This window comes from Brachybacterium vulturis (assembly GCF_043641765.1).
Lineage (GTDB): Bacteria > Actinomycetota > Actinomycetes > Actinomycetales > Dermabacteraceae > Brachybacterium > Brachybacterium vulturis_A.
This window is the reverse complement of sequence record NZ_JBHZRO010000002.1, coordinates 260077-279028: the sequence shown is the minus strand read 5'-3', so window position 1 is coordinate 279028 and position 18952 is coordinate 260077. Positions and strand designations below refer to the sequence as shown.

The window sequence follows — 18952 nt, the reverse complement described above, 5'->3', positions numbered from 1 at the left end:
GGGGGCACCCACCGGCCAGTGGATGCCCCCGCTTCACCCTGCACACTTGACAGGAAGACCTACATATCAGCCCTCCATTGCGCGCAGCGCTCGGCGGCGGCCCTGCACCTGGGCCAGACGCGCCATGATCTCCTGGTGACGCTCGGCATCAGAGGGGTCGGTGCGCTGCAGGCGCTGCTTGAGCACCGAGTACTCGCGGGTGAGGGACAGCTCCGCGAGCCGGTCCAGCAGGGAGTGCGCGAGGCGCCGCAGTCCTTCCTCGTCCCGGGCCGGCAGGTCGAGGTTCGCGATCTCCACGATCAGCGGGCGCACCGTCTCACCGGCGATCTCGAGGACCTGTTCGAGGTAGCGGGCGGCATGGAGCTGTCCCTCGACGGCGTCCAGCAGGGTGCCGGCGGCGAGCATCACGTCCCAGACTCCCTGCAGCGCCGGGACATGGAAGGCGTCGTCCGGCAGAGTGCCCACCTTTTCCGTGTCCAGCAGCCGCGGGGCCTGGAGCATCACCGCGAGCGACTGGGTCTCGACCTGGCCCACGGGGTCGCGGGGGCTGACCACGTCCGCGAGGCGGGCGGCCGGGATCGCATGCTCGTCGGCCGCGGCTCCCCCGCCGGTCGCCGGGGCATCCGGGGCGGGCCGCTGCGGCTCCGCCCGCTGGGCGGAGCGTCCCTCGCTGCGGGCGGCGTCGTGCACGGCCCGCAGCACCGTGGACTCGTCCATCCCCAGCCAGCCGGACAGCCGCCGCGCGTACTCGGGCCGCATCGCCCGGTCACGGATCCGGGCCACCACCGGTGCCGCCATCCGCAGCGCGGTGACCTGCCCCTCGACGGTGTCGAGATCGACCTGGGAGATGGCGGTGCGGATCGCGAACTCGAACAGCGGCCGACGGGTCTCGATCAGCTCCCGCACCGCCTGGTCGCCCTGCTGGATCCGCAGATCGCAGGGGTCCATGCCGCTGGCCTCGACCGCGACGTAGGTCTGGGCGACGAAGCGCTGGTCCTCCTCGAAGGCGCGCAGCGCGGCCTTCTGCCCGGCGGCGTCGCCGTCGAAGGTGAAGATCACCTCACCGGCCAGTCCTCGGCCGTCGGTGTTCAGGCGCAGCCCGGCCGAGGGGTTCGAGTCCCCCATCACCCGGCGCACGATCTTCACGTGCTCGGGGCCGAAGGCGGTGCCGCAGGAGGCGACCGCGGTGGTGACCCCGGCCAGATGGGCGGCCATCACGTCGGTGTAGCCCTCGACCACCACCACGCGGTGCTGGGAGGAGATCTCCTTGCGGGCGATGTCCAGGCCGTACAGCACGCTGGACTTGTGGTAGATCGCGGTCTCGGGGGTGTTGAGGTACTTGGGGCCCTTGTCGTTCTCCAGCAGGCGCCGGGCGCCGAAGCCGATGGTGTTGCCGGTGATGTCGCGGATCGGCCAGACCAGACGGCCGCGGAAGCGGTCGTAGACCCCGCGCTGCCCCTGGGAGACGAGCCCGCTGGCGGTCAGCTCCGCCTCGGTGAAGCCGCGTCCCCGCAGCACTGCGGTCAGCGACTCCCAGCCCTCGGGGGCGAAGCCGACGCCGAAGTGGGCGGCGGCCTCCTGGTCGAAGCCGCGCTCGGTGAGGAACCGCCGCCCCACCTCGGCGGCCGGGGTGGCCAGCTGCTCGCGGTAGTACTCCTCGGCGATCGCGTGCGCGTCCAGCAGCCGGCGCCGGGTCCCGAAGTCGGGGCGCTCGCCGCGGCCCTCGCCGGCGTCCTCGTACTGCAGCTGGACGCCGTAGCGGGCGGCCAGCATCTCGACGGCCTCGACGAAGCTGAGGTGGTTGATCTTCTGGACGAAGGAGATCACGTCACCGCCCTCGCCGCAGCCGAAGCAGTGCCAGTGGCCCAGCTGCGGGCGGATGTTGAAGGAGGGGGTCTTCTCGTCGTGGAAGGGACACAGGCCCTTCATCGACCCGATCCCGGCTGTGCGCAGGGTGACGTGCTCGGAGACCACCTCGTCGAGCCTCGAGCGTTCGCGGACGGAGTCCACGTCGGCGCGGCGGATCAGTCCCTGGGCCACGGGTTCAGAGCTCCGATCCGAGGCCGGGCAGCGGGGTGTCCGCGGCGGTCACGTGGGTGACGGCGCGGTCGAAGAGCGCGCCGTGCAGCTGGCGCGCGGTGACATCGGTGAAGGAGGCGATCTGGTCGACCACCACACGACGGCGGCCGTCGTCGTCGCCCGCATCGAGCCAGAGCTCGGTGAACAGGGGGCTGAGGTACTGGGTGCCGGTGTTCCACAGCCGTGAGTAGAGGTCCCGGATGATCTCCTCCTGCGCTTCGTACACCGGCTGCTGGGAGGCCGAGGACATCACGTAGGCGGCCGCGAGCCCCTTGAGCACCGCGATCTCGAGGTGGGTCTGCTCGGGCACCACCATGTCGCCGCTGTACCGGGAGAGCGGGCCCTCCCCGTGGGCGCTGCGGGTGGCGGTGATCGCGGAGCGGGTGAAGCGGCCGATGAGCTGGCTGGCCATGTTCTTCAGCGCGGCGGCCGAGCGCATCGAGCCGGTGAAGGAGGTCAGCCAGCTCGGTTCGGCCTCGAGCCGGGTCAGCGCCGCATCGAGCTCCTCGAGGGGCTCGCCCGGCATGTACCAGTCCTGGACCACGTAGAGCGCCGCGGCGCGCTCCATCGGGTCCTGCAGCGCCTGCAGATCGATGGCGCGGCCCGTGATCGCGTCCTCGATGTCGTGCACGGAGTAGGCGATGTCGTCGGCGAGGTCCATCACCTGCGCCTCGAAGCACTGGCGCCCCGGCACGGCGCCGGCGCGCGCCCAGGTGAAGAGGTCCAGATCATCGGCGTAGGCACCGAACTTCGGGGAGGCGGGGCTCGGGCCCTGCCCTCGGGTCCAGGGGTACTTGATCGCCGCATCGACGCTCGCCCGGGTGAGGTTCAGCCCGTAGGGCCGGTCCTCCCCCACCAGCTTGGGCTCCAGCCGCGTGAGCAAGCGGAGGGTCTGCGCGTTGCCCTCGAAGCCGCCGAAGTCGGCGGCGAGGGCGTCGAGCACCTTCTCCCCGTTGTGGCCGAAGGGCGGGTGGCCGAGGTCGTGGGAGAGGCAGGCGGCGTCGACGATGTCGGGATCGCAGCCGAGCTCCGCCCCGATGTCACGACCCACCTGCGCGACCTCGAGGGAGTGGGTGAGGCGGGTGCGCACGAAGTCGTTCGCCCCCGCGCCGAGCACCTGGGTCTTGGCGCCGAGCCGGCGCAGCGCCGAGGAGTGCAGCACCCGGGCGCGGTCGCGCTGGAACGGAGTGCGGGCCTGGGACTTGGGCGGCTCTGGCACCCAGCGCTCGAGATCGTGCGCGGTGTATCCCGGCGGCGGCGACACGGGGCTCGCCGACGTCGAGGGTGTGGTGTGAAGCGTCATCCGCTCACCCTCCCGAGGTATCGAGCTCGGCCTCATGGAGGCGGGCGGCGTGCTCGGGGCTGAGCTCGCGGGAGGTCATCCAGCCCTCGGGCACGTGCGCCTTCTTCGGCGTGCCGGCACGGCCGCGCGGGCCCTCCACGGCGGCGCCCGGGTAGGGACTGGCCAGGTCGAGCTCGGCCAGCTTCGCGTCGAGGTCGGCGAGGGACTCCATGGTGGCCAGGCGGTGGCGCATCTCTCCGCCGACGGGATAGCCCTTGAAGTACCAGGCCACGTGCTTGCGCAGGTCGCGCACGGCGCGGCCCTCGTCCTCGTAGTACTCCACCAGCAGCTCGGCGTGGCGGCGCAGGATCGTCGCGACGTCCCCCAGCGAGGGGCGCACCCGATCTGGCTTCCCGGCGAAGGCGGCGGCGAGATCCGCGAAGAGCCAGGGCCGGCCCTGGCAGCCGCGGCCGACGACGACGCCGTCGCAGCCGGTCTGCTCCATCATCTCCATCGCGTCCTCGGCGGACCAGATGTCGCCGTTGCCGAGCACCGGGATGTCGGTGACCAGCTCCTTGAGCTCGGTGATCGCCTGCCAGCGCGCCTGGCCGGAGTAGTGCTGGACCACGGTGCGGCCGTGCAGCGCGATCGCCGCGGCCCCGACCTCCTGGGCGATCAGCCCGGCGTCGCGGAAGGTCCGGTGCTCATCGTCGATGCCGATGCGGGTCTTGACCGTGACCGGCACCTCGGCGCCGGCGGCCTGGACGGCCGCGCTGACGATGCGGGTGAACAGCTCCGTCTTCCACGGCAGCACGCCGCCCCCGCCGCGACGGGTGACCTTGGGGACGGGGCAGCCGAAGTTCAGATCGATGTGGTCGGCGAGATCGCGTTCGCGGATCATCTCCACCGCGCGGCGCACGGTCGCGGGGTCCACTCCGTACAGCTGCACCGAGCGGGGCGTCTCCCGCTCCCCCATGGTCACCAGGCGCCAGGACTCCTTGTGGTCCTCGACCAGGGCGCGGGTGGTGACCATCTCGCCCACGTACAGGCCGCCGTCGTCCTCGCTGTGGAGCGCGCCGAACTCGCGGCACAGCAGGCGGAAGGCCATGTTCGTGATCCCGGCCATCGGTGCCAGCACGACGGGCGTGTCGATGGTGTGCGGGCCGATCGTGAGGGTGCGCCGGGCCGCGCCGGTGCCCGCCACGGACGGGGTGCCGTGGGCCGGGGCGGCGGCGGAGCGGAGCGCCTGGGGTGCGGTGTCGAGGGTGGTCATCGTCTCGATTGTCCCACCTGGCCCCGTCACCCGGGAGGGGTGGAGGGGGTGATGTGCATCGGCACCGGAGGGGGAGGAGAGGGCCGGGCTGTTGGTCCTGGCCCGGAGGCGGCCGGGACGGGATGATGGGAGCAGCGGCGCACCGTTCCTTCCCCGCCCTCGCGCCGGCCGTCGTACGACGAAGGAGGCACGAGATGACCGCCAGGACGCCAGACCTCCGCGAGGCCCCGCGCATCGGCTTCGTGGCCCAGATCGAGCACACCGGCATCCGCTCCCTGGGACGGTCCGTCACCAGTGGCGGCCTCGAGGAGGGCATCGAGCTGTTCCTCGCCGCCGAGGATCTCGGGTACGACGTCGGCTACGTGCGCACCCGCCATCTGCAGGACACGCTCTCCTCCCCGCTGCTGTTCCTGGCGGCGCTGGGACGGCGCACCGCTCGCATCGAGCTCGGCACTGCGGTGATCCCGCTGCGCTTCGAGAACGCGGGCCGGCTCGCGGAGGACCTCGCCACCGCGGACCTGCTCACCGGGGGCCGGCTCCGACCCGGTGTGAGCTCCGGCTATTCGGCGCACGAGGCCATGTACACCCGCGCCTTCGGGGCGGTGCCGGAGCGCGCTGAGCACGTGGACCGGGTGCTGCATGATCTGGTCGCGCTGTTGGACGGCGAGATCGTCGCGGGCGCCGACAGCCATGTCGAGGAGCTCGCGGCCGGCAGCCCGCTGCGCCTGCAGCCGCAGGTGCCCGGGCTCCGCGACCGTCTCGCCTACGGCGCCGCCGATCCGCGACGGGCGGCGAGGGCGGGACGCCTCGGCCTCCGCCTCCAGCTGGCCACCATGGCGCCGGACGACGGCTCAGGGCGTCCGTTCGCCGCGCTGCAACTCGAGGCGCTCGAGGCGTATCGCAGCGCCTCGCGGGAGGCGGGCCACGGCGAGGGGCACGTGATGGTCAGCCGCCAGATGATCCCGGTGCGCAGCGACGCCGAGCTGGAGCGCTACCTTACCCTCCTCCCCCGGGAACGCGCCACGGAGGCGCGGATCGTCGGCGAGCACCGGGGCCGGGAGATCGGCGGGCACGACGCGGTGTTCAGCGAGCTGGTGCTGGATCAGCCCGCGGCGGTCGCCCGGGCGCTGTGGGAGGACCCGGTGGTCCGCGCCGCCGACGAGATCGTCCTCGTGCTGCCGCTCGGGGCGTCGCTGAGGGAGCAGCAGGACCTGCTGCGGACCTTCGGGGCACTGGTGGTCCCGCCGCTGCAGATGGTGCTCTCCCGCGGCGGCGGGGAGCCGAGCTGAGCCGACTCCGCCGCCGCGGGGCCGTTCAGGCCCCGAGGAGGCGTGCGGCGAGGTAGGACTCGACCTGGTCCAGCGCCACCCGCTCCTGCGCCATGGTGTCGCGCTCGCGGATGGTGACGGACTGGTCCTCGGCGGTCTCGAAGTCGACCGTGAGGCAGTACGGGGTGCCGATCTCGTCCTGACGGCGGTACCGGCGACCGATCGCCTGGGTGACGTCCATATCGACGTTCCAGTGCCGGCGCAGCTGGTCGGCGAGCTGGGTGGCGCGCGGCACGAGGTCCTCGCTCTTGGACAGCGGCAGCACGGCGACCTTGACCGGTGCGAGGCGCGGATCGAGCTTGAGCACGGTGCGCTTGTCGACCCCGCCCTTGGCGTTGGGGGCCTCGTCCTCGGAGTAGGAGTCGACCAGGAAGGCCATCATGGCGCGGGTGAGTCCGAAGGAGGGCTCGATGACGTACGGCGTGTAGCGCTCATCGGCGGCCTGGTCGAAGTACTGCATCTTCGTGCCCGAGCCCTCGGTGTGGCTGTTCAGATCGAAGTCGGTGCGGTTGGCGATGCCCATCAGCTCGCCCCACTCGCTGCCCTGGAAGCCGAAGCGGTACTCGAGGTCGATGGTGCCGGCGCTGTAGTGGGCGCGCTCGTCCTCGGGGACATCGAAGCGGCGCAGATTGTCCGCGTCGATGCCGAGGTCGATGAACCAGTCCCAGCAGGCTTCGACCCACTTCGTGAACTGCTGATCGGCCTGGGCCGGCGGGGTGAAGTACTCGATCTCCATCTGCTCGAACTCCCGGGTGCGGAAGATGAAGTTGCCGGGGGTGATCTCGTTGCGGAACGCCTTGCCGACCTGGCCGATGCCGAAGGGCGGCTTCTGGCGGGTGGCGGTGACGACGTTGAGGAAGTTCACGAAGATGCCCTGCGCGGTCTCGGGACGCAGGAAGTGCAGGCCCGCCTCGTTGTCGACCGCACCGAGGTAGGTCTTGACCAGGCCGGAGAACTGCTGCGGCGCGGTGAACTCGCCGCGGGTGCCGCAGTTGGGGCAGGCGATCTCGGCCATGCCGCCCTCCGGGGCGCGGCCCTTCTTCTCCTCGAAGGCCTCCAGCAGGTGGTCCTCGCGAAATCGGTTGTGGCAGCTCTTGCACTCCACCAGCGGGTCGGTGAAGGTCTCGAGGTGACCGGAGGCCTCCCACACGCGCTTGGGCAGGATGATCGAGGAATCCAGGCCCACCATGTCGCCGCGGGACTGCACGAAGGTGCGCCACCACTGCTTCTTGATGTTCTCTTTGAGCTCGACGCCGAGCGGGCCGTAGTCCCATGCGGAGCGGGTTCCGCCGTAGATCTCACCGGCCGGGAAGACGAAGCCGCGCTTCTTGGCGAGTGCGATGACGTTGTCCAGCGTGCTGGCGGGGGCCTTGGCCACGGGGAGACTCCTGGTGACGGTGGGGTACGGAACCGTCCCAGCATAGTCATCCGGCAGGCTGTGACGATCCCCACGCGAAGTGCCCCGGAGCGGTCGTCGACTTGCGCAGCTCCTGCCCGCTGGTGAGAATGATTGTCATGATGCTATTGCCCCGTCCCTCCCGGCGCACCCTCCTGTCCGCCACCGGTCTCGGTGTCGGTGCCGCGCTCCTGGCCGCATGCGGGGGCGAGGGCGGGGCAGCGGAGGGACGGCTGTCCGTCGTGACGTCGGCCTATCCGCTGGCGTACCTGGTCACGAAGATCGGCGGCGAGCACATCGCGCTGACCGATCTCACCTCGCCCGGGGTGGACGCCCACGGCCTCGAACTCTCGATCAAGCAGGTCCTCTCCGTCGAGCAGGCCGATCTCGTGCTCCAGATCCCCGGCTTCCAGACCCCGCTCGACGACGCCATCGCCTCCCACGGCGGGGACAACGCGCTGGACATCTCCTCCGTGCTCACCCTGCTGCCGGCCGCCGCCGCGACCGCTCACGAGGAGCACAGCGGGGAGAGCGAGGGAGAACATGCCGAACACGCCTCCGACGGCGGCGGCGATGCCGCTGCGGAAGGGGAGGGACATGAGGGCCACGACCATGGCCCGGACGATCCTCATCTCTGGCACGACCCGGTGCGGATGGCGGAGCTCGCGGACGCCATCGGGCGACGGCTGGGAGAGCTCTCCCCGCAGAACGCGCAGGTCTTCACCGACGCGGCCACGGCGCTGCGCACCGAGCTCGAGGCGCTCGATGCCGAGCTGGCGGAGTCCTTCGGCGCGATCGAGGGCGAGAAGACCTTCATCACCAGCCACGCGGCCTACGCCTACCTGGCCGAGCGCTACGAGCTCCAGCAGATCGGCATCGCGGGCGTGGATCCGGAGACCGAGCCGTCCCCGCAGCGTCTGCTCGCCCTCGAATCCGTCGTCCAGGAGGAGCAGGTCACCACGATCTTCTTCGAGACGTCCGCCTCGCCGAAGGTCGCCCGGACCCTGGCGCAGAACCTCGGCATCGCCAGCCAGGAGCTGGACAATCTCGAGACCCAGCAGTCACCGGAGAACGATTATCCTCAGGTGATGCGGAAGAACTGTGCCGAGCTCGTCGCGAGCTGGACGTGAGCGGCCACCCCGTGCCCGTCATCGAGGTGGCCGGGGCCTGCGTGGACCGCGCCGGCCAGCGGGTGCTGCACGATGTCGACCTGCGCATCGACCCCGGCGAGCTGGTCGCCCTGCTGGGGGCCAACGGCTCCGGCAAGTCCACGCTGCTGCGGGCCGTGGTGGGAGTGCTGCCACTGGCAGCGGGTTCCGCGCGACTCTTCGGTGCCCCGGTCCGGCGCGGCACCTCCCACGACCGACTCGGCTACGTCCCCCAGGAGACCTCGGAGACCGGATCGATCCCGGCCACCGCCAGGGAGACGGTCGCCAGCGGTCTGCTGGGAGCCCGCTCCTGGTGGCCCAGCGCCCGGGACCCCCGGGTGATGGCCTCCCTCGAGGCCGTCGGGATGGCTGATCTCGCGGGCCGTCCCATCACCCGGATGTCCGGCGGGCAGCGCCGCCGCGTGATGATCGCCCGCGCCCTGGTGCGCGATCCCCGGCTGCTGGTGCTCGACGAGCCCTTCTCCGGGGTGGACGTGCCCACCCAGGACCTGATCGCCGAGCTCTTCCGGAAGCTCTCCGCCGCCGGGACCACCATCCTCGTGGTCCTGCACGAGACCGGCCCGCTGGCCGACGACATCCGCCGCGCCGTGGTGCTCGACCACGGCCACGTCGTCCACGACGGCGCCGAGCGCGACCGCCCCCGCCTGGACCCCGGCCACGACCACCCCGAGGACGCCGCCCCGCTGGACGAGTGCCTCGGACAGGAGATCCACCCCCTATGATCTCGCCCCTCGACATCCTCACCTCCGACCTGCTGCGGTATCCGCTGATCATCGCGGTGCTCATCGGGCTCACCGCGCCCGTGGTCGGCACCTACCTGGTCCAGAAGCGGCTCTCGCTGCTCGGCGACGGCCTCGGCCACGTGGCCCTGACCGGCGTGGCCGTCGGCTGGCTGGTGGGCGCATGGACATCCGCCACGCCGGCGGACCTGCTGGCGATCCCCGGGGCGCTGGCCGCCTCGGTGATCGGCGCACTGCTGATCGAGTACGTGCGCGAGGTCAGCCATACCAGTCGCGACGTGGCGCTGGCGATCCTCTTCTACGGCGGCATCGCTGGCGGCGTGGTGATCATCCAGCTCGCCGGCGGCACCTCCCAGAACCTGATGGCCTACCTCTTCGGCTCGCTGTCCACCGTCACCGCACCCGACGCGCTGATCTCCGTCGTGCTCGCGCTGGTGGTGCTGGGGATCGGCGTGGGGCTGTCCGGCCTGCTCGCCGCGGTCACGGCGGATGAGGAGTTCGCCCGCGCCTCCGGTCTGCCGGTGCGCACCGTCAACGTCCTGATCGCCGTCATGGCCGCGCTGACAGTCACCCTCTCGATGCGGATCGTCGGCGCGCTGATGGTCTCGGCCCTGATGATCGTGCCGGTCGCGGCCGCGCAGAATCTCGTGGTCGGCTTCACCCGGACCATGCGCACGGCCATGGTGATCGCGGTGCTGTGCGCGCTCGGCGGGCTGCTGATCACGGTGTACGTGGACCTGCCGCCGGGCGGCGTGATCGTGCTGCTGACGATCGCCCTCTACGCCCTCGGGCTCATCGTCCGCGCGCTGCGTCCGGCCCGGGAGCATCCGGCGGTCACCGGCCCCGGACCCTCCCGCTCCGGCGGCGCGGCCCTCACCGCTCGTGCAACGCACCACCACTGATAGAAGTCCCGATGACCGTCAGGGACAATGAGGCCATGCAACGGAACACCCGCCAGCGCACCGCGATCCTGGAGACGCTCGCACGGCAGGACGACTTCCGCAGCGCCCAGCAGATCCATGAGCAGATGAAGGCCGACGGGGAGACCGTGGGCCTGGCCACGGTGTATCGCAACCTCCAGGTCCTCTCCCGCACCGATCGGCTCGACGTGCTGGTCGCCGGCGACGGTGAGGCCCTGTATCGCCAGTGCGAGGACACGGGGCACCATCATCACCTGGTGTGCCGGGAGTGCGGCCGCACGGTCGAGTTCCTCGCCCCGAAGCTCGAGAGCGCGATGACCGCGATCGCCCACGAGCACGGCTTCACCGATGTGGACCACACCCTCGAGGTGTTCGGACTGTGCAGCGACCATGCCGGCGGCGATGGGCCGGCCGAGGAGAGCGCCGACGAGCACGCGGAGACGGACCCTGCGGACGAGGACGCGGAGCCGGAGGACGACAAGGACGGTGCCCGGACCCGATGATGGAGTGGATCCAGGAGATGCCGCTGCTGCCGGCGGTGGCGTTCCTGTACGTGGTGATCTGGTGCCGTGCGGGCGCCACGTATCTCGTCGGTCGCGGGGCGCGCAGGGCCGCGAATCGTGGCCGCGTCGCCGACTTCCTCGAATCGCCGAGCGTCACCCGTGCCACCGGGCTGATCCACCGCTGGGGCGCGCCCGTGGTCGCGCTGAGCTTCCTCACCGTCGGTTTCCAGACCGCGGTGAACGCGGCAGCGGGCCTCGTCGGGATGCCCGCCAAGCGCTACCTGCCGGCCCTCGCGATCGGCGGACTGGCCTGGGCCTTCATCTACGCCACCGTGGGCCTGGTGGCGTTCATGGTCTGGTTCGAGCTGTTCCTCGTCTCTCCGTGGGGCGCGGTCGCGGTGCTCGCGCTGCTCGTGGCGCTGATCGCGGTGCTGCTGCGCCACAGGCGCCGCACCAGGTGGGTCAGCGGCACCGGTGGGGTCAGCCGCGCCGAGACCTCGCGGTCGGTCGCCGAGGAGCAGTCGGCCGAGCTCGGCGCGGATCCGGCGGCAACGACTCAGGAGCCGCACACCTGAGCAGCCCGCGCCGGGGCCCGCTCAGTCCGGCGCCGTCTCCTGATCCGGGGCGTCCACGGCACCGCCGTATCGACGGTCCCGCCGGGCGTACTCGGTGATCGCGCGCCACAGCACACGGCGGTCCACATCCGGCCAGAGCTCGTCGACGAAGACCAGCTCGGCATAGGCGGCCTGCCACAGCAGGAAGTTGGAGGTGCGCTGCTCACCGCTGGTGCGCAGGAACAGATCCACATCCGGCATGTCCGGGTCGTCCAGGTGACGGGCGAAGCTCTTCAGGGTGATGCCCCGGCCGCTGATCCGCCCGGCGCGGGCCTCCTCCGCGATCTCGCGCACGGCGTCGACGATCTCCGCCCGGCCGCCGTGGTTCACGCACATGTACAGCGTCATCCGGGTGTTGGTGCGGGTGAGCGCCTCCGCCTCTCGCAGCTCCTTGATGACGCTCCCCCACAGCCGCTGCTCGCGTCCGATCCACTTGATCCGCACCCCCCAGGAGTTCAGGGTGTCCCGCTGGCGGCGCAGCACGGAACGGGAGAAGCCCATCAGGAAGCGCACCTCCTCCGGGGAGCGCTTCCAGTTCTCGGTGGAGAAGGCGTAGGCGCTCAGGTGCGTGACACCGATCTGGAGGGCGCCGGCAACCACGTCCAGCAGCGCCGCCTCCCCGGCCTCGTGCCCTGCCGTACGGGGCAGTCCCTGCCGGTTCGCCCAGCGCCCGTTGCCGTCCATGACCACCGCCACGTGGCCGGGGACGGTGGGCGCGGGCAGCTGCGGGGGCCGGGCCCCGCTGGGGTGCTCGTACGGCTCCTGATACCCGTGTCGGGTCGCAGCGGGCATGTGTCCTCCTGATCGGTGGCGGCGGGCGTGCTCAGCGCTCAGCGTTCTACGTAGTGCAGGGAGCGCACCGAGCGCTCGAGGTGCCAGGTGATCGTGTCGGTGAGCAGACGGCCCGCCTCCTGCTGGACCGCGTCCTCGGCGCCGAGCACATTCTCCCAGTCCCCGGCGAGGAGGAAGATCATGTGCTCGATCGCGGCCTGACGCACGGCGATCGCCCCGGGGCGGCGGCACGACGTGCACACCAGTCCCCCGGCGCGGATGTCGATCGCGTGGTGGGGGCCGCCCGCCCCGCAGGAGGCGCAGACCCGCAGCTCCGGCGCCCAGCCGGAGACGGCGAGGGTGCGGATCAGGAACGAGTCCAGCACCAGGGGCGGCGGGATCCGGCCCTCGCCCATCGCGCGCAGCGCCCCGACCAGCATCAGGAAGCCGCGCTGGTGCGGATCGACCATCTCGTCGGTGAGCCGGTCGGTGGTCTCGAGCATGGCGCTGGCGGCCGTGAAGCGGCCGTAGTCGGCGCTGATGCCCACGGCGAACGCCTCGATCGTCTCCACCTGGGTGACGGTGTGCAGGGACTTCCCGGCGTGCAGCTGGAGATCGACCAGGGTGAAGGGTTCCAGGCGCGCCCCATAGCGGCTGCCGGTGCGCCGCACGCCCTTGGCGACCGCGCGCACCTTGCCGTGGCGGCGCGTGAGCAGCGTGATGATGCGGTCGGCCTCACCCAGCGGGTGGGTGCGCAGCACGATCGCATCGTCTCGGTAGAGCTTCTGCAGCATGATCGTCCGAGCCTACGGCCGCGAGCGGTCAGGACCGGGCATGCGGGCGCGGTGTCGGCCGGGAGGTCCATCACCCTGGGCACGGCCCGGTCCGCACCGAACGGTCAGGAGCATCGGTGCCGAGGGCCCGGCACGGCATGATGGCCTCATGACCCGCCGCGCGGCAGCGCCCGGCGGCCGCTACCCGAAGGGAGTCGCCATGGGGATCTTCTCGATGCTGCGCCGTGACGAATCGGCCAGGAGCACTGCGCGCGAGGCGATGAAGGAGGCGCGTCGCGGCGGGGACGCCCCGCAGGGCGGAGCCCTGGAGCGGGCGGTGACGATGATCCGCGACAGCGGCCTGGACGGGAAGCTCGCCTACTCCTCGGCCGCGGAGATCGCCCGGCATGCCCAGCGCGGCCGCGGCAGGCACCGCCCGCAGGTCGCGGTGCGCCGCATCGTGCGGCGGCATCGCTGGGGCGTGACCGCGGGCGGCTTCGTCACCGGGCTCGGCGGCTTCCTCACCCTGCCGATCCTGCTGCCCACCAACGTGCTCGAGTTCTACGTCCAGGCGACCCGGATGGTGGGGGCGATCGCGGCGGTGCGCGGCTACGACCTCGAGGAGGAGGAGATCCGGGTGCGGGTGCTGGCGTCGCTGCTCGGCGAGGAGTCCGGGGACGTGCTGAAGAACGTCGGTCTCGGGCCGATCGCCGGGGTCGCCACGCGGAGCTTCGCCAAGCGCCTGCCGACGACCCCGCAGTCCCAGGTGGCGAGCGCGATCGGCGGGCGTCTGCTGCGCCGCTTCGGTCTGCGCTCCTTCCGACTGTTCGGCAAGGCGATCCCGGGGCTCGGTGCCGTGATCGGTGCGCTCTCGGACCGCTCCCAGCTGAACAAGATCGCCGCCGCAGCCCGGAAGAGCTTCCCCCCGGTGGACTGATGCGGGTCTTCGTCGCGCTCCGGCCCTCTCCCGCGGCGCTGCAGCACCTGGACTCCGCGCTCGAGGAGGTGCGCGCCGCAGCGGGCCGGGCGCTGCGCTGGGGTGATCCCGCGCAGTGGCACCTGACCCTCGCCTTCCGGCCGGACCTGCCCGGCGGAGCGCTCGAGGACGCCGCCGATCACCTCCGCACCCTCGCCGCCCATCATCCGCCGCTCCGGCTTCAGCTGAGCGGGGCGGGGGTGTTCTCCGCCCGCACCCTGTGGATCGGGGTCGGTGGCGCCACGGAGGCCCTGGCCGCGCTGATGGGCGAGAGCCTGCTGGAGGGTGAGGACCGCGAGCGGAAGCGGGCGCATCTGACGGTCGCCCGGGTCTCCGCGCGGGCTCCCCGGGCACCGCGCCGTCGGCGCCGTGGCGAGGCCCCGCCCCCGGATCCGACCCGCCGGCTGCTCGCGGACGCCGTGCGGGCGCTGTCGGTGTATCGGGGCCCGACGTGGGAGGCGAGCGAGCTCGAGCTGCTCGAGTCCGTGCTCGGGCAGGGCCGCTCCGGCGGGCCCCGCCACGAGGTGCGCGCCACCGTGCCGCTGGCCCGTTCGCACATGGGGCCCGGGCCGGGCAGCACGGACAGGTAGAGGGCCTTCCCGCCGTCGCCCTCGAGATCGAGCTGCGGGGTCCCGGAATGCACGTTCGGACCCGCCGTTCACTGGGTCACGGGGACGCTCACCTCCATGCGCGGCTGGACCAGGGAGACGTCCTGGCCCGGCGCGGTCCAGCCGGCGGCCAGCGTCGGGTCGAAGCTCCGCTCGACCAGCCTGAGCTGCGCGCCCGAGGCTGCGGTCGCCGTGATGCGCACGCGCTGCCCGGCGCGGACACCGTGGACCACCAGCTCCTCCACGCCCGCGCCGGATTCCACCAGGACTCCGTCGACGGTGATGTCGCTCAGCAGCCCGCCGTCGGCCCGCAGCGCGAGCGCCGAGGCGTCCCGCGGGGCATCGATCGTGATCTCCAGGGTGCCGGCGGCGGTGTCCTGCACCGCGACGGCCGGCGTCGCGACGTGCGAGCTCGCCACGGTGCCGTCCAGGGCTCGTCCCCAGGCGGTGGTTCCGGTGGCCTCCCAGGTGGTGGCACCGCTGCTGCCGTCCCCATGGGCGGTGACGCGCTCCTGCGTCGGTTCAGGGGACGCGAGCGTCCACGCGGTGCCGCCGATGACCATGCCGAGGGCGAGGACCGCGGGCAGCACCGGTATCAGCAAGCGGTGGGGCCGACGCACCGGGCGCGCTCCGGCGAGAGCAGCTCCGCGACCGCGCCGGCCGGCGGTGCCCGCGAGCAGCAGCGCTCCCGCGGCGCCGAGCCCGATCAGTGCCGTGCCGGCCAGTCCCCCGGCGGCGGAGGCGATGCCGAACTCGGCCAGTGCCGAGAGCTGGGTGCCGAGCATCCAGGCCGTCGGCAGCAGCGCGAGCACCCGCACCGCGAGGCCCGGCAGCGGCGGCAGCACGGCCGCGAGCAGAGTGCCCAGCGCCGCGATCGCGGCTGGCAGGATCATCGAGCTGCCGAGCATGGGCGAGGAGACCGCGAGCACAGCCAGCAGCACCGTGACGATCAGAGCGCCGCCGAGCAGGACGGAGGCCCGGGAGATCAGCAGCCGGGCGAGCACCCAGCCGGCCGCCACGGCGGTGGCTGCGACCAGCAGCTCGGCGATCAGGAAGGGCCCGGCCCGCACCGGTTCAGGGGTGGACCCGGAGAGCATCTCGGGGGTGGCCTCGGCCGTGGCCGACCACAGTGCGAACGCACCGAGCGTCCCGCCGCCGAGCACCAGCAGGCCCAGCACCGCGCCCAGTGCCGCACCCGGCAGGGACGTCTCCCGGCGCCTGCGGCGCACCAGCAGCGCGGCGAGGATCGCCAGCGGTGCCAGCACGCCGAGCAGGGTGACCAGCAGCGGCGGCATCTGCACCACGCCCCAGGGTGCGGTGGTCTGGACCGGGTGCTCGTCGGCGCGCTGCTGGAGGGCCGCGAAGTCCCGGTCGCCGAGGTCGCGGGTCAGCGCCAGGGTCAGGTCCCCGTAGTGCTGGAGGGTGCCGGGGTCGAGATGCGCGGCATCATCCTGCGCGGAGTGGTACGCCCAGGCCTCATCGATGATGGCCATGTCCATCCCCCACCAGCCGGCATCCCGGTAGGAGCTGAAGTCGGTGTAGTTGGGGATGATGCCGAACAGGGCGTCGGTGAAGGATTCGAACTCGGGACTGGGCGCCGAGCCGATCACGGCATGCATCGGGCCGCTCGTCCGGGTCACCAGCGGCCTCCCCGAGATGCCACGGGCCTCGTGGTTCAGCACCACCACCGGGGCGGCGAGCTCCCCGCCGGGCCCGGCCAGGTACGCGTCGGAGCCCAGCAGCCCGCGCTCCTCGCCATCGACCAGCAGGAGCACCAGATCGTTGCGCAGCGCCTGGGGGCCCAGCGCGCGGACGGTCTCGAGGATGACCGCGAGACCCACGCCGGCGTCGGCCGCGCCCGGCGCGCCCGGCACCGAGTCGATATGGGTGGCCAGCACCAGGGTGCCGGTGGGGTCGCTGCCCGGGCGGGTCGCGATCAGGTTCCGCACGTACCCGGCGGAGGCGACCCCCTCACCCGCGCGTACACCGATGCCCTCCCGGGTCTCGGTCTCGAAGCCGAGCACGCTCAGCTGGGCGGCGAGCTCCGCATGGGCGCGGTCGTTCGCGCTGGACCCGATGGGGCGCGGCTCGGCGACGACCGGGGCGACAGCCTCCTGCGCGCGCTCGGCGCTGAAGACATCCACTGGCGCGGAGGCGTCCCGGGGCGCGGGGACACCGCGGAACACGACGCCGGCCGCCACCACGGCGAGCAGCACCAGCAGCAGGAGGGCGGCGCGCCATCGCGGCGCCGGGGCCGGTGGGTGCGACTCGGCGTGGCGGGTCACGGCATGGCGGCCCGCAGCAGCGCCGGTCACAGCACCGTCATCGGGCGAAGTCGTCATGGGGCCTTTCTATCCCCTGCCCGGTGCAGCCGCCGCCGCCTTCGAAAGACGATGCCGGATCGTGTCGTGTCTCCCCCGACCGCGCCTCAGGATTCGAGGACCTCGAGGCCCTCCAGGTCGGTGAGCCCTCCGGCCGCCTCGAGCAGTGCCGCCCGGAACGCGAGCAGCGAGGGATGCCCGGCCGCGCCGGCCCGGGCCGCGGTGTAGAGCGAGCGGTGGGGCGACCCGGGAAGTCGCACCACCCGGGTGCCGCCGAGGTGCTCGGAAGCGATCAGCCCCGGCAGGAAGGCCACCGCGTGACCGGTGCGCACCAGGTGCACCTGGAGCAGCGGATCGGGGGTGGCGAAGCGGACCCGCGGCTCGATCCCGGCCTCGCGCAGATAGGTCCGGGACCAGGCTCCGGTGCGGGAGCGGGAGGGGTCCAGCGCCCAGGGTGCTCCCGCGAGCTCTGGGAGGCCGTGGGCGTCGGCCCAGGGGCCTGAATCCGGCAGCACCAGCAGCAGCGGGTCCCGCAGCAGCGCCTCCCGGTCGGTGCCGCGCCGCACCACCTGCTGGCCACCGGGATAGTCCTCACCGAGGATCACGTCGTAGCGGTGGGCGAGCAGTCCCTCGTAGGCGGCGTCGACCTCCTGCTGGGACATCTCGAGGTGGAGGTCCGGATACTGCTGCGCGAGCACGCTGACGGCCGCGGGGGCGAGCGCGATCATCGGAGTCTGGAAGGACGCCACCCGCAGCAGTCCGCTCGCCTCCCCCTGGGCGACGGCGAGTTCGGCCTCCGCCGTCTCCAGCAGCCCCAGCATCTCCTCCGCGCGGCGCGCCAGCTGCACGCCGGAATCGGTGAGCACCACCCTACGACCCACCTGCTGGAAGAGCGTGACCTTGGTCTCCCGCTCCAGCTGGGAGAGCTGCTGGGAGACGGCTGAGGGCGACATCGAATGGGCGCTCGCCACCGCGGTCATGGTCTGCAGCCTGCGCAGTTCATGCAGCAGGAACAGGCGGTGCAGGTTCAGCATGACGCCCCGATCATCGTGAAGTCCTGCTTCACCTTACAGGTGGGAAACATTCGCTGGACCTGGCGTGACCGTCGTGGGCACAGTAGAGGGGTGACGACCTCCTCCGCTTCCGCCCCGGCTCCCCCGACGGCCGCCGCCCCGACCCCGTCGGGGCCCTCGCGCGGCGTGCCGATGACGCCGGTGCTGTTCATCCTCGGCTCCTGCTTCTCCCTGCAGTTCGGGGCGGCGCTGGCCACCCAGCTGTTCCCGGAGATCGGCTCCTGGGGCACCACCGCGCTGCGGCTCGGCATCGCGGCGATCGTGCTGATGGCGATCGTGCGCCCGAAGCTGCATCGCTTCACCCGCCCGCAGTGGATCGCGGTGATCATCTTCGGCCTCACCGTCGGCGCGATGAACGGCGCGTTCTACGCCTCGATCGAACGGATCCCGCTGGGCACGGCGGTCGCCATCGAGTTCCTCGGACCGCTCACGGTCGCCGCGGTGCTCTCCACCCGCCGCAGCGACCTGCTGTGGGTGCTGCTGGCCCTGGCCGGGGTGGGGCTGTTCGGGGTGGAGTCCTTCACCGGGGCGGCCTCACTGGATCTGATCGGTGTCGTCTTCGCGCTGGTGGCGGCCGTGTTCTGGGGCCTGTATGTGCTCTCCAGCGCCCGTGTGGGCCAGCTCGTGGCCGGTCAGGACGGACTCGCCGTGGCGATGGTGATCGGTGCGCTCGCCGTGCTGCCGCTCGGTGCCGAGGGCGCCGCCGCCGGGGTCATGGACCTGCGGCTGCTGGGTCTCGCCGCCGGCACCGCGCTGCTCGCCTCGGTGCTGCCGTACACGCTCGAGCTCTCGGCGCTGCGCCGGCTGCCCCGGCACGTCTTCGGCATCATGCTCAGCCTCGAGCCCGTGGTCGCCCTGCTCGCCGGTGCGATGCTGATCGGTCAGGACGCCACGCTGCTGCGCATCGCCGCGGCGGTGCTGGTGGTGGCCGCGAGCACCGGCGTCACCCTCACTGCCCGCCGCAGCGCGCCCGAGACGCCGCAGCCGGCCGACGAAGCCCCCGGCTGGGATCTGCCCACGCCCACCCATGCCACGGTCACCGGCGAGATGCAGGCCCTCACCGAGGAGGAGCTGTGGGCGTCCGAGGACGCACCGGAGACGACGCGGCACGGCTGAGGTCGCCGAG

17 protein-coding genes are annotated in these 18952 nt (G+C 72.3%); 9 read left to right on the top strand and 8 right to left on the bottom strand.

Translation table 11 applies throughout. The annotated features are described in order from the left end of the window. Window positions 1–66: 66 nt before the first annotated feature. The 3 genes from dnaG to dusB are packed head-to-tail and all read right to left on the bottom strand — an operon-like array spanning window position 67 to window position 4634. Window positions 67–2040 (bottom strand): DNA primase, encoded by a 1974-nt coding sequence (gene dnaG, locus ACHUEU_RS02735; RefSeq protein WP_394214350.1) that lies wholly within the window; start codon window positions 2038–2040, stop codon window positions 67–69. Window positions 2041–2044: 4 nt separating this feature from the next. Continuing rightward, window positions 2045–3382 carry a deoxyguanosinetriphosphate triphosphohydrolase gene (locus ACHUEU_RS02730; RefSeq protein WP_394214349.1) on the bottom strand — a complete coding sequence of 446 codons (1338 nt, stop codon included), beginning with the start codon at window positions 3380–3382 and terminating at the stop codon, window positions 2045–2047. Between the two features lie 4 nt (window positions 3383–3386). Then, the gene (gene dusB, locus ACHUEU_RS02725; RefSeq protein WP_394214348.1) at window positions 3387–4634 is read right to left on the bottom strand and encodes a tRNA dihydrouridine synthase DusB; all 1248 of its coding nucleotides are present in this window, start codon (window positions 4632–4634) and stop codon (window positions 3387–3389) included. A 194-nt stretch (window positions 4635–4828) separates the two neighbouring features. Here dusB and ACHUEU_RS02720 point away from each other — a divergent pair, with 194 nt between their 5' ends. After that, window positions 4829–5923: an LLM class flavin-dependent oxidoreductase gene (locus tag ACHUEU_RS02720; protein WP_394214347.1), complete on the top strand. Its 1095-nt coding sequence runs from the start codon at window positions 4829–4831 to the stop codon at window positions 5921–5923. Between the two features lie 25 nt (window positions 5924–5948). Here the strand turns inward: ACHUEU_RS02720 and ACHUEU_RS02715 are convergent, their stop codons facing one another. Further along, complete coding sequence (locus ACHUEU_RS02715) at window positions 5949–7340, bottom strand: glycine--tRNA ligase (RefSeq protein WP_394214345.1); 1392 nt, start codon at window positions 7338–7340, stop codon at window positions 5949–5951. A 137-nt stretch (window positions 7341–7477) separates the two neighbouring features. Between ACHUEU_RS02715 and ACHUEU_RS02710 the strand changes: the two genes are divergently transcribed. The 5 genes from ACHUEU_RS02710 to ACHUEU_RS02690 are packed head-to-tail and all read left to right on the top strand — an operon-like array spanning window position 7478 to window position 11265. Further along, on the top strand, window positions 7478–8488 hold the full coding sequence (locus tag ACHUEU_RS02710) for a metal ABC transporter substrate-binding protein (RefSeq protein ID WP_394214344.1): 1011 nt from the start codon (window positions 7478–7480) through the stop codon (window positions 8486–8488). Next, the gene (locus tag ACHUEU_RS02705; RefSeq protein WP_394214343.1) at window positions 8485–9249 is read left to right on the top strand and encodes a metal ABC transporter ATP-binding protein; all 765 of its coding nucleotides are present in this window, start codon (window positions 8485–8487) and stop codon (window positions 9247–9249) included. The genes ACHUEU_RS02710 and ACHUEU_RS02705 overlap by 4 nt, the downstream gene beginning before the upstream one ends. Next, window positions 9246–10169, top strand: a complete 924-nt coding sequence (locus ACHUEU_RS02700; RefSeq protein WP_394214342.1) for a metal ABC transporter permease — start codon at window positions 9246–9248, stop codon at window positions 10167–10169. The genes ACHUEU_RS02705 and ACHUEU_RS02700 overlap by 4 nt, the downstream gene beginning before the upstream one ends. Window positions 10170–10204: 35 nt before the next feature. Further along, window positions 10205–10690: a Fur family transcriptional regulator gene (locus ACHUEU_RS02695; RefSeq protein ID WP_394214341.1), complete on the top strand. Its 486-nt coding sequence runs from the start codon at window positions 10205–10207 to the stop codon at window positions 10688–10690. Continuing rightward, on the top strand, window positions 10687–11265 hold the full coding sequence (locus tag ACHUEU_RS02690) for a DedA family protein (protein WP_394214340.1): 579 nt from the start codon (window positions 10687–10689) through the stop codon (window positions 11263–11265). Before ACHUEU_RS02695 ends, ACHUEU_RS02690 begins: the two co-directional genes overlap by 4 nt. 21 nt (window positions 11266–11286) lie before the next feature. Here ACHUEU_RS02690 and ACHUEU_RS02685 read toward each other — a convergent pair whose 3' ends face one another. Together ACHUEU_RS02685 and recO are read right to left on the bottom strand one after the other, a co-directional pair. After that, window positions 11287–12096 (bottom strand): isoprenyl transferase, encoded by an 810-nt coding sequence (locus tag ACHUEU_RS02685; RefSeq protein WP_394214339.1) that lies wholly within the window; start codon window positions 12094–12096, stop codon window positions 11287–11289. A 38-nt stretch (window positions 12097–12134) separates the two neighbouring features. Then, window positions 12135–12869 (bottom strand): DNA repair protein RecO, encoded by a 735-nt coding sequence (recO, locus tag ACHUEU_RS02680; RefSeq protein ID WP_394214338.1) that lies wholly within the window; start codon window positions 12867–12869, stop codon window positions 12135–12137. 148 nt (window positions 12870–13017) lie between these two features. On the opposite strand from recO, the gene ACHUEU_RS02675 reads away from it, so the two are divergent. Next, a complete protein-coding gene (locus ACHUEU_RS02675; RefSeq protein WP_394214337.1) occupies window positions 13018–13785 on the top strand; it encodes an EcsC family protein in 768 nt (255 codons plus the stop codon). Then, entirely contained in the window at window positions 13785–14414 is a 630-nt protein-coding gene (thpR, locus tag ACHUEU_RS02670) for an RNA 2',3'-cyclic phosphodiesterase (RefSeq protein WP_394214336.1), read from the top strand. The genes ACHUEU_RS02675 and thpR overlap by 1 nt, the downstream gene beginning before the upstream one ends. A gap of 68 nt (window positions 14415–14482) precedes the next feature. Here the strand turns inward: thpR and ACHUEU_RS02665 are convergent, their stop codons facing one another. Next, complete coding sequence (locus tag ACHUEU_RS02665) at window positions 14483–16774, bottom strand: M28 family peptidase (protein ID WP_394214335.1); 2292 nt, start codon at window positions 16772–16774, stop codon at window positions 14483–14485. Window positions 16775–16860: 86 nt separating this feature from the next. Then, window positions 16861–17787 carry a LysR family transcriptional regulator gene (locus tag ACHUEU_RS02660; RefSeq protein WP_394214334.1) on the bottom strand — a complete coding sequence of 309 codons (927 nt, stop codon included), beginning with the start codon at window positions 17785–17787 and terminating at the stop codon, window positions 16861–16863. A gap of 90 nt (window positions 17788–17877) precedes the next feature. Between ACHUEU_RS02660 and ACHUEU_RS02655 the strand changes: the two genes are divergently transcribed. Then, window positions 17878–18942 carry an EamA family transporter gene (locus ACHUEU_RS02655; protein ID WP_394214333.1) on the top strand — a complete coding sequence of 355 codons (1065 nt, stop codon included), beginning with the start codon at window positions 17878–17880 and terminating at the stop codon, window positions 18940–18942. The last annotated feature ends 10 nt before the right edge of the window (window positions 18943–18952 follow it).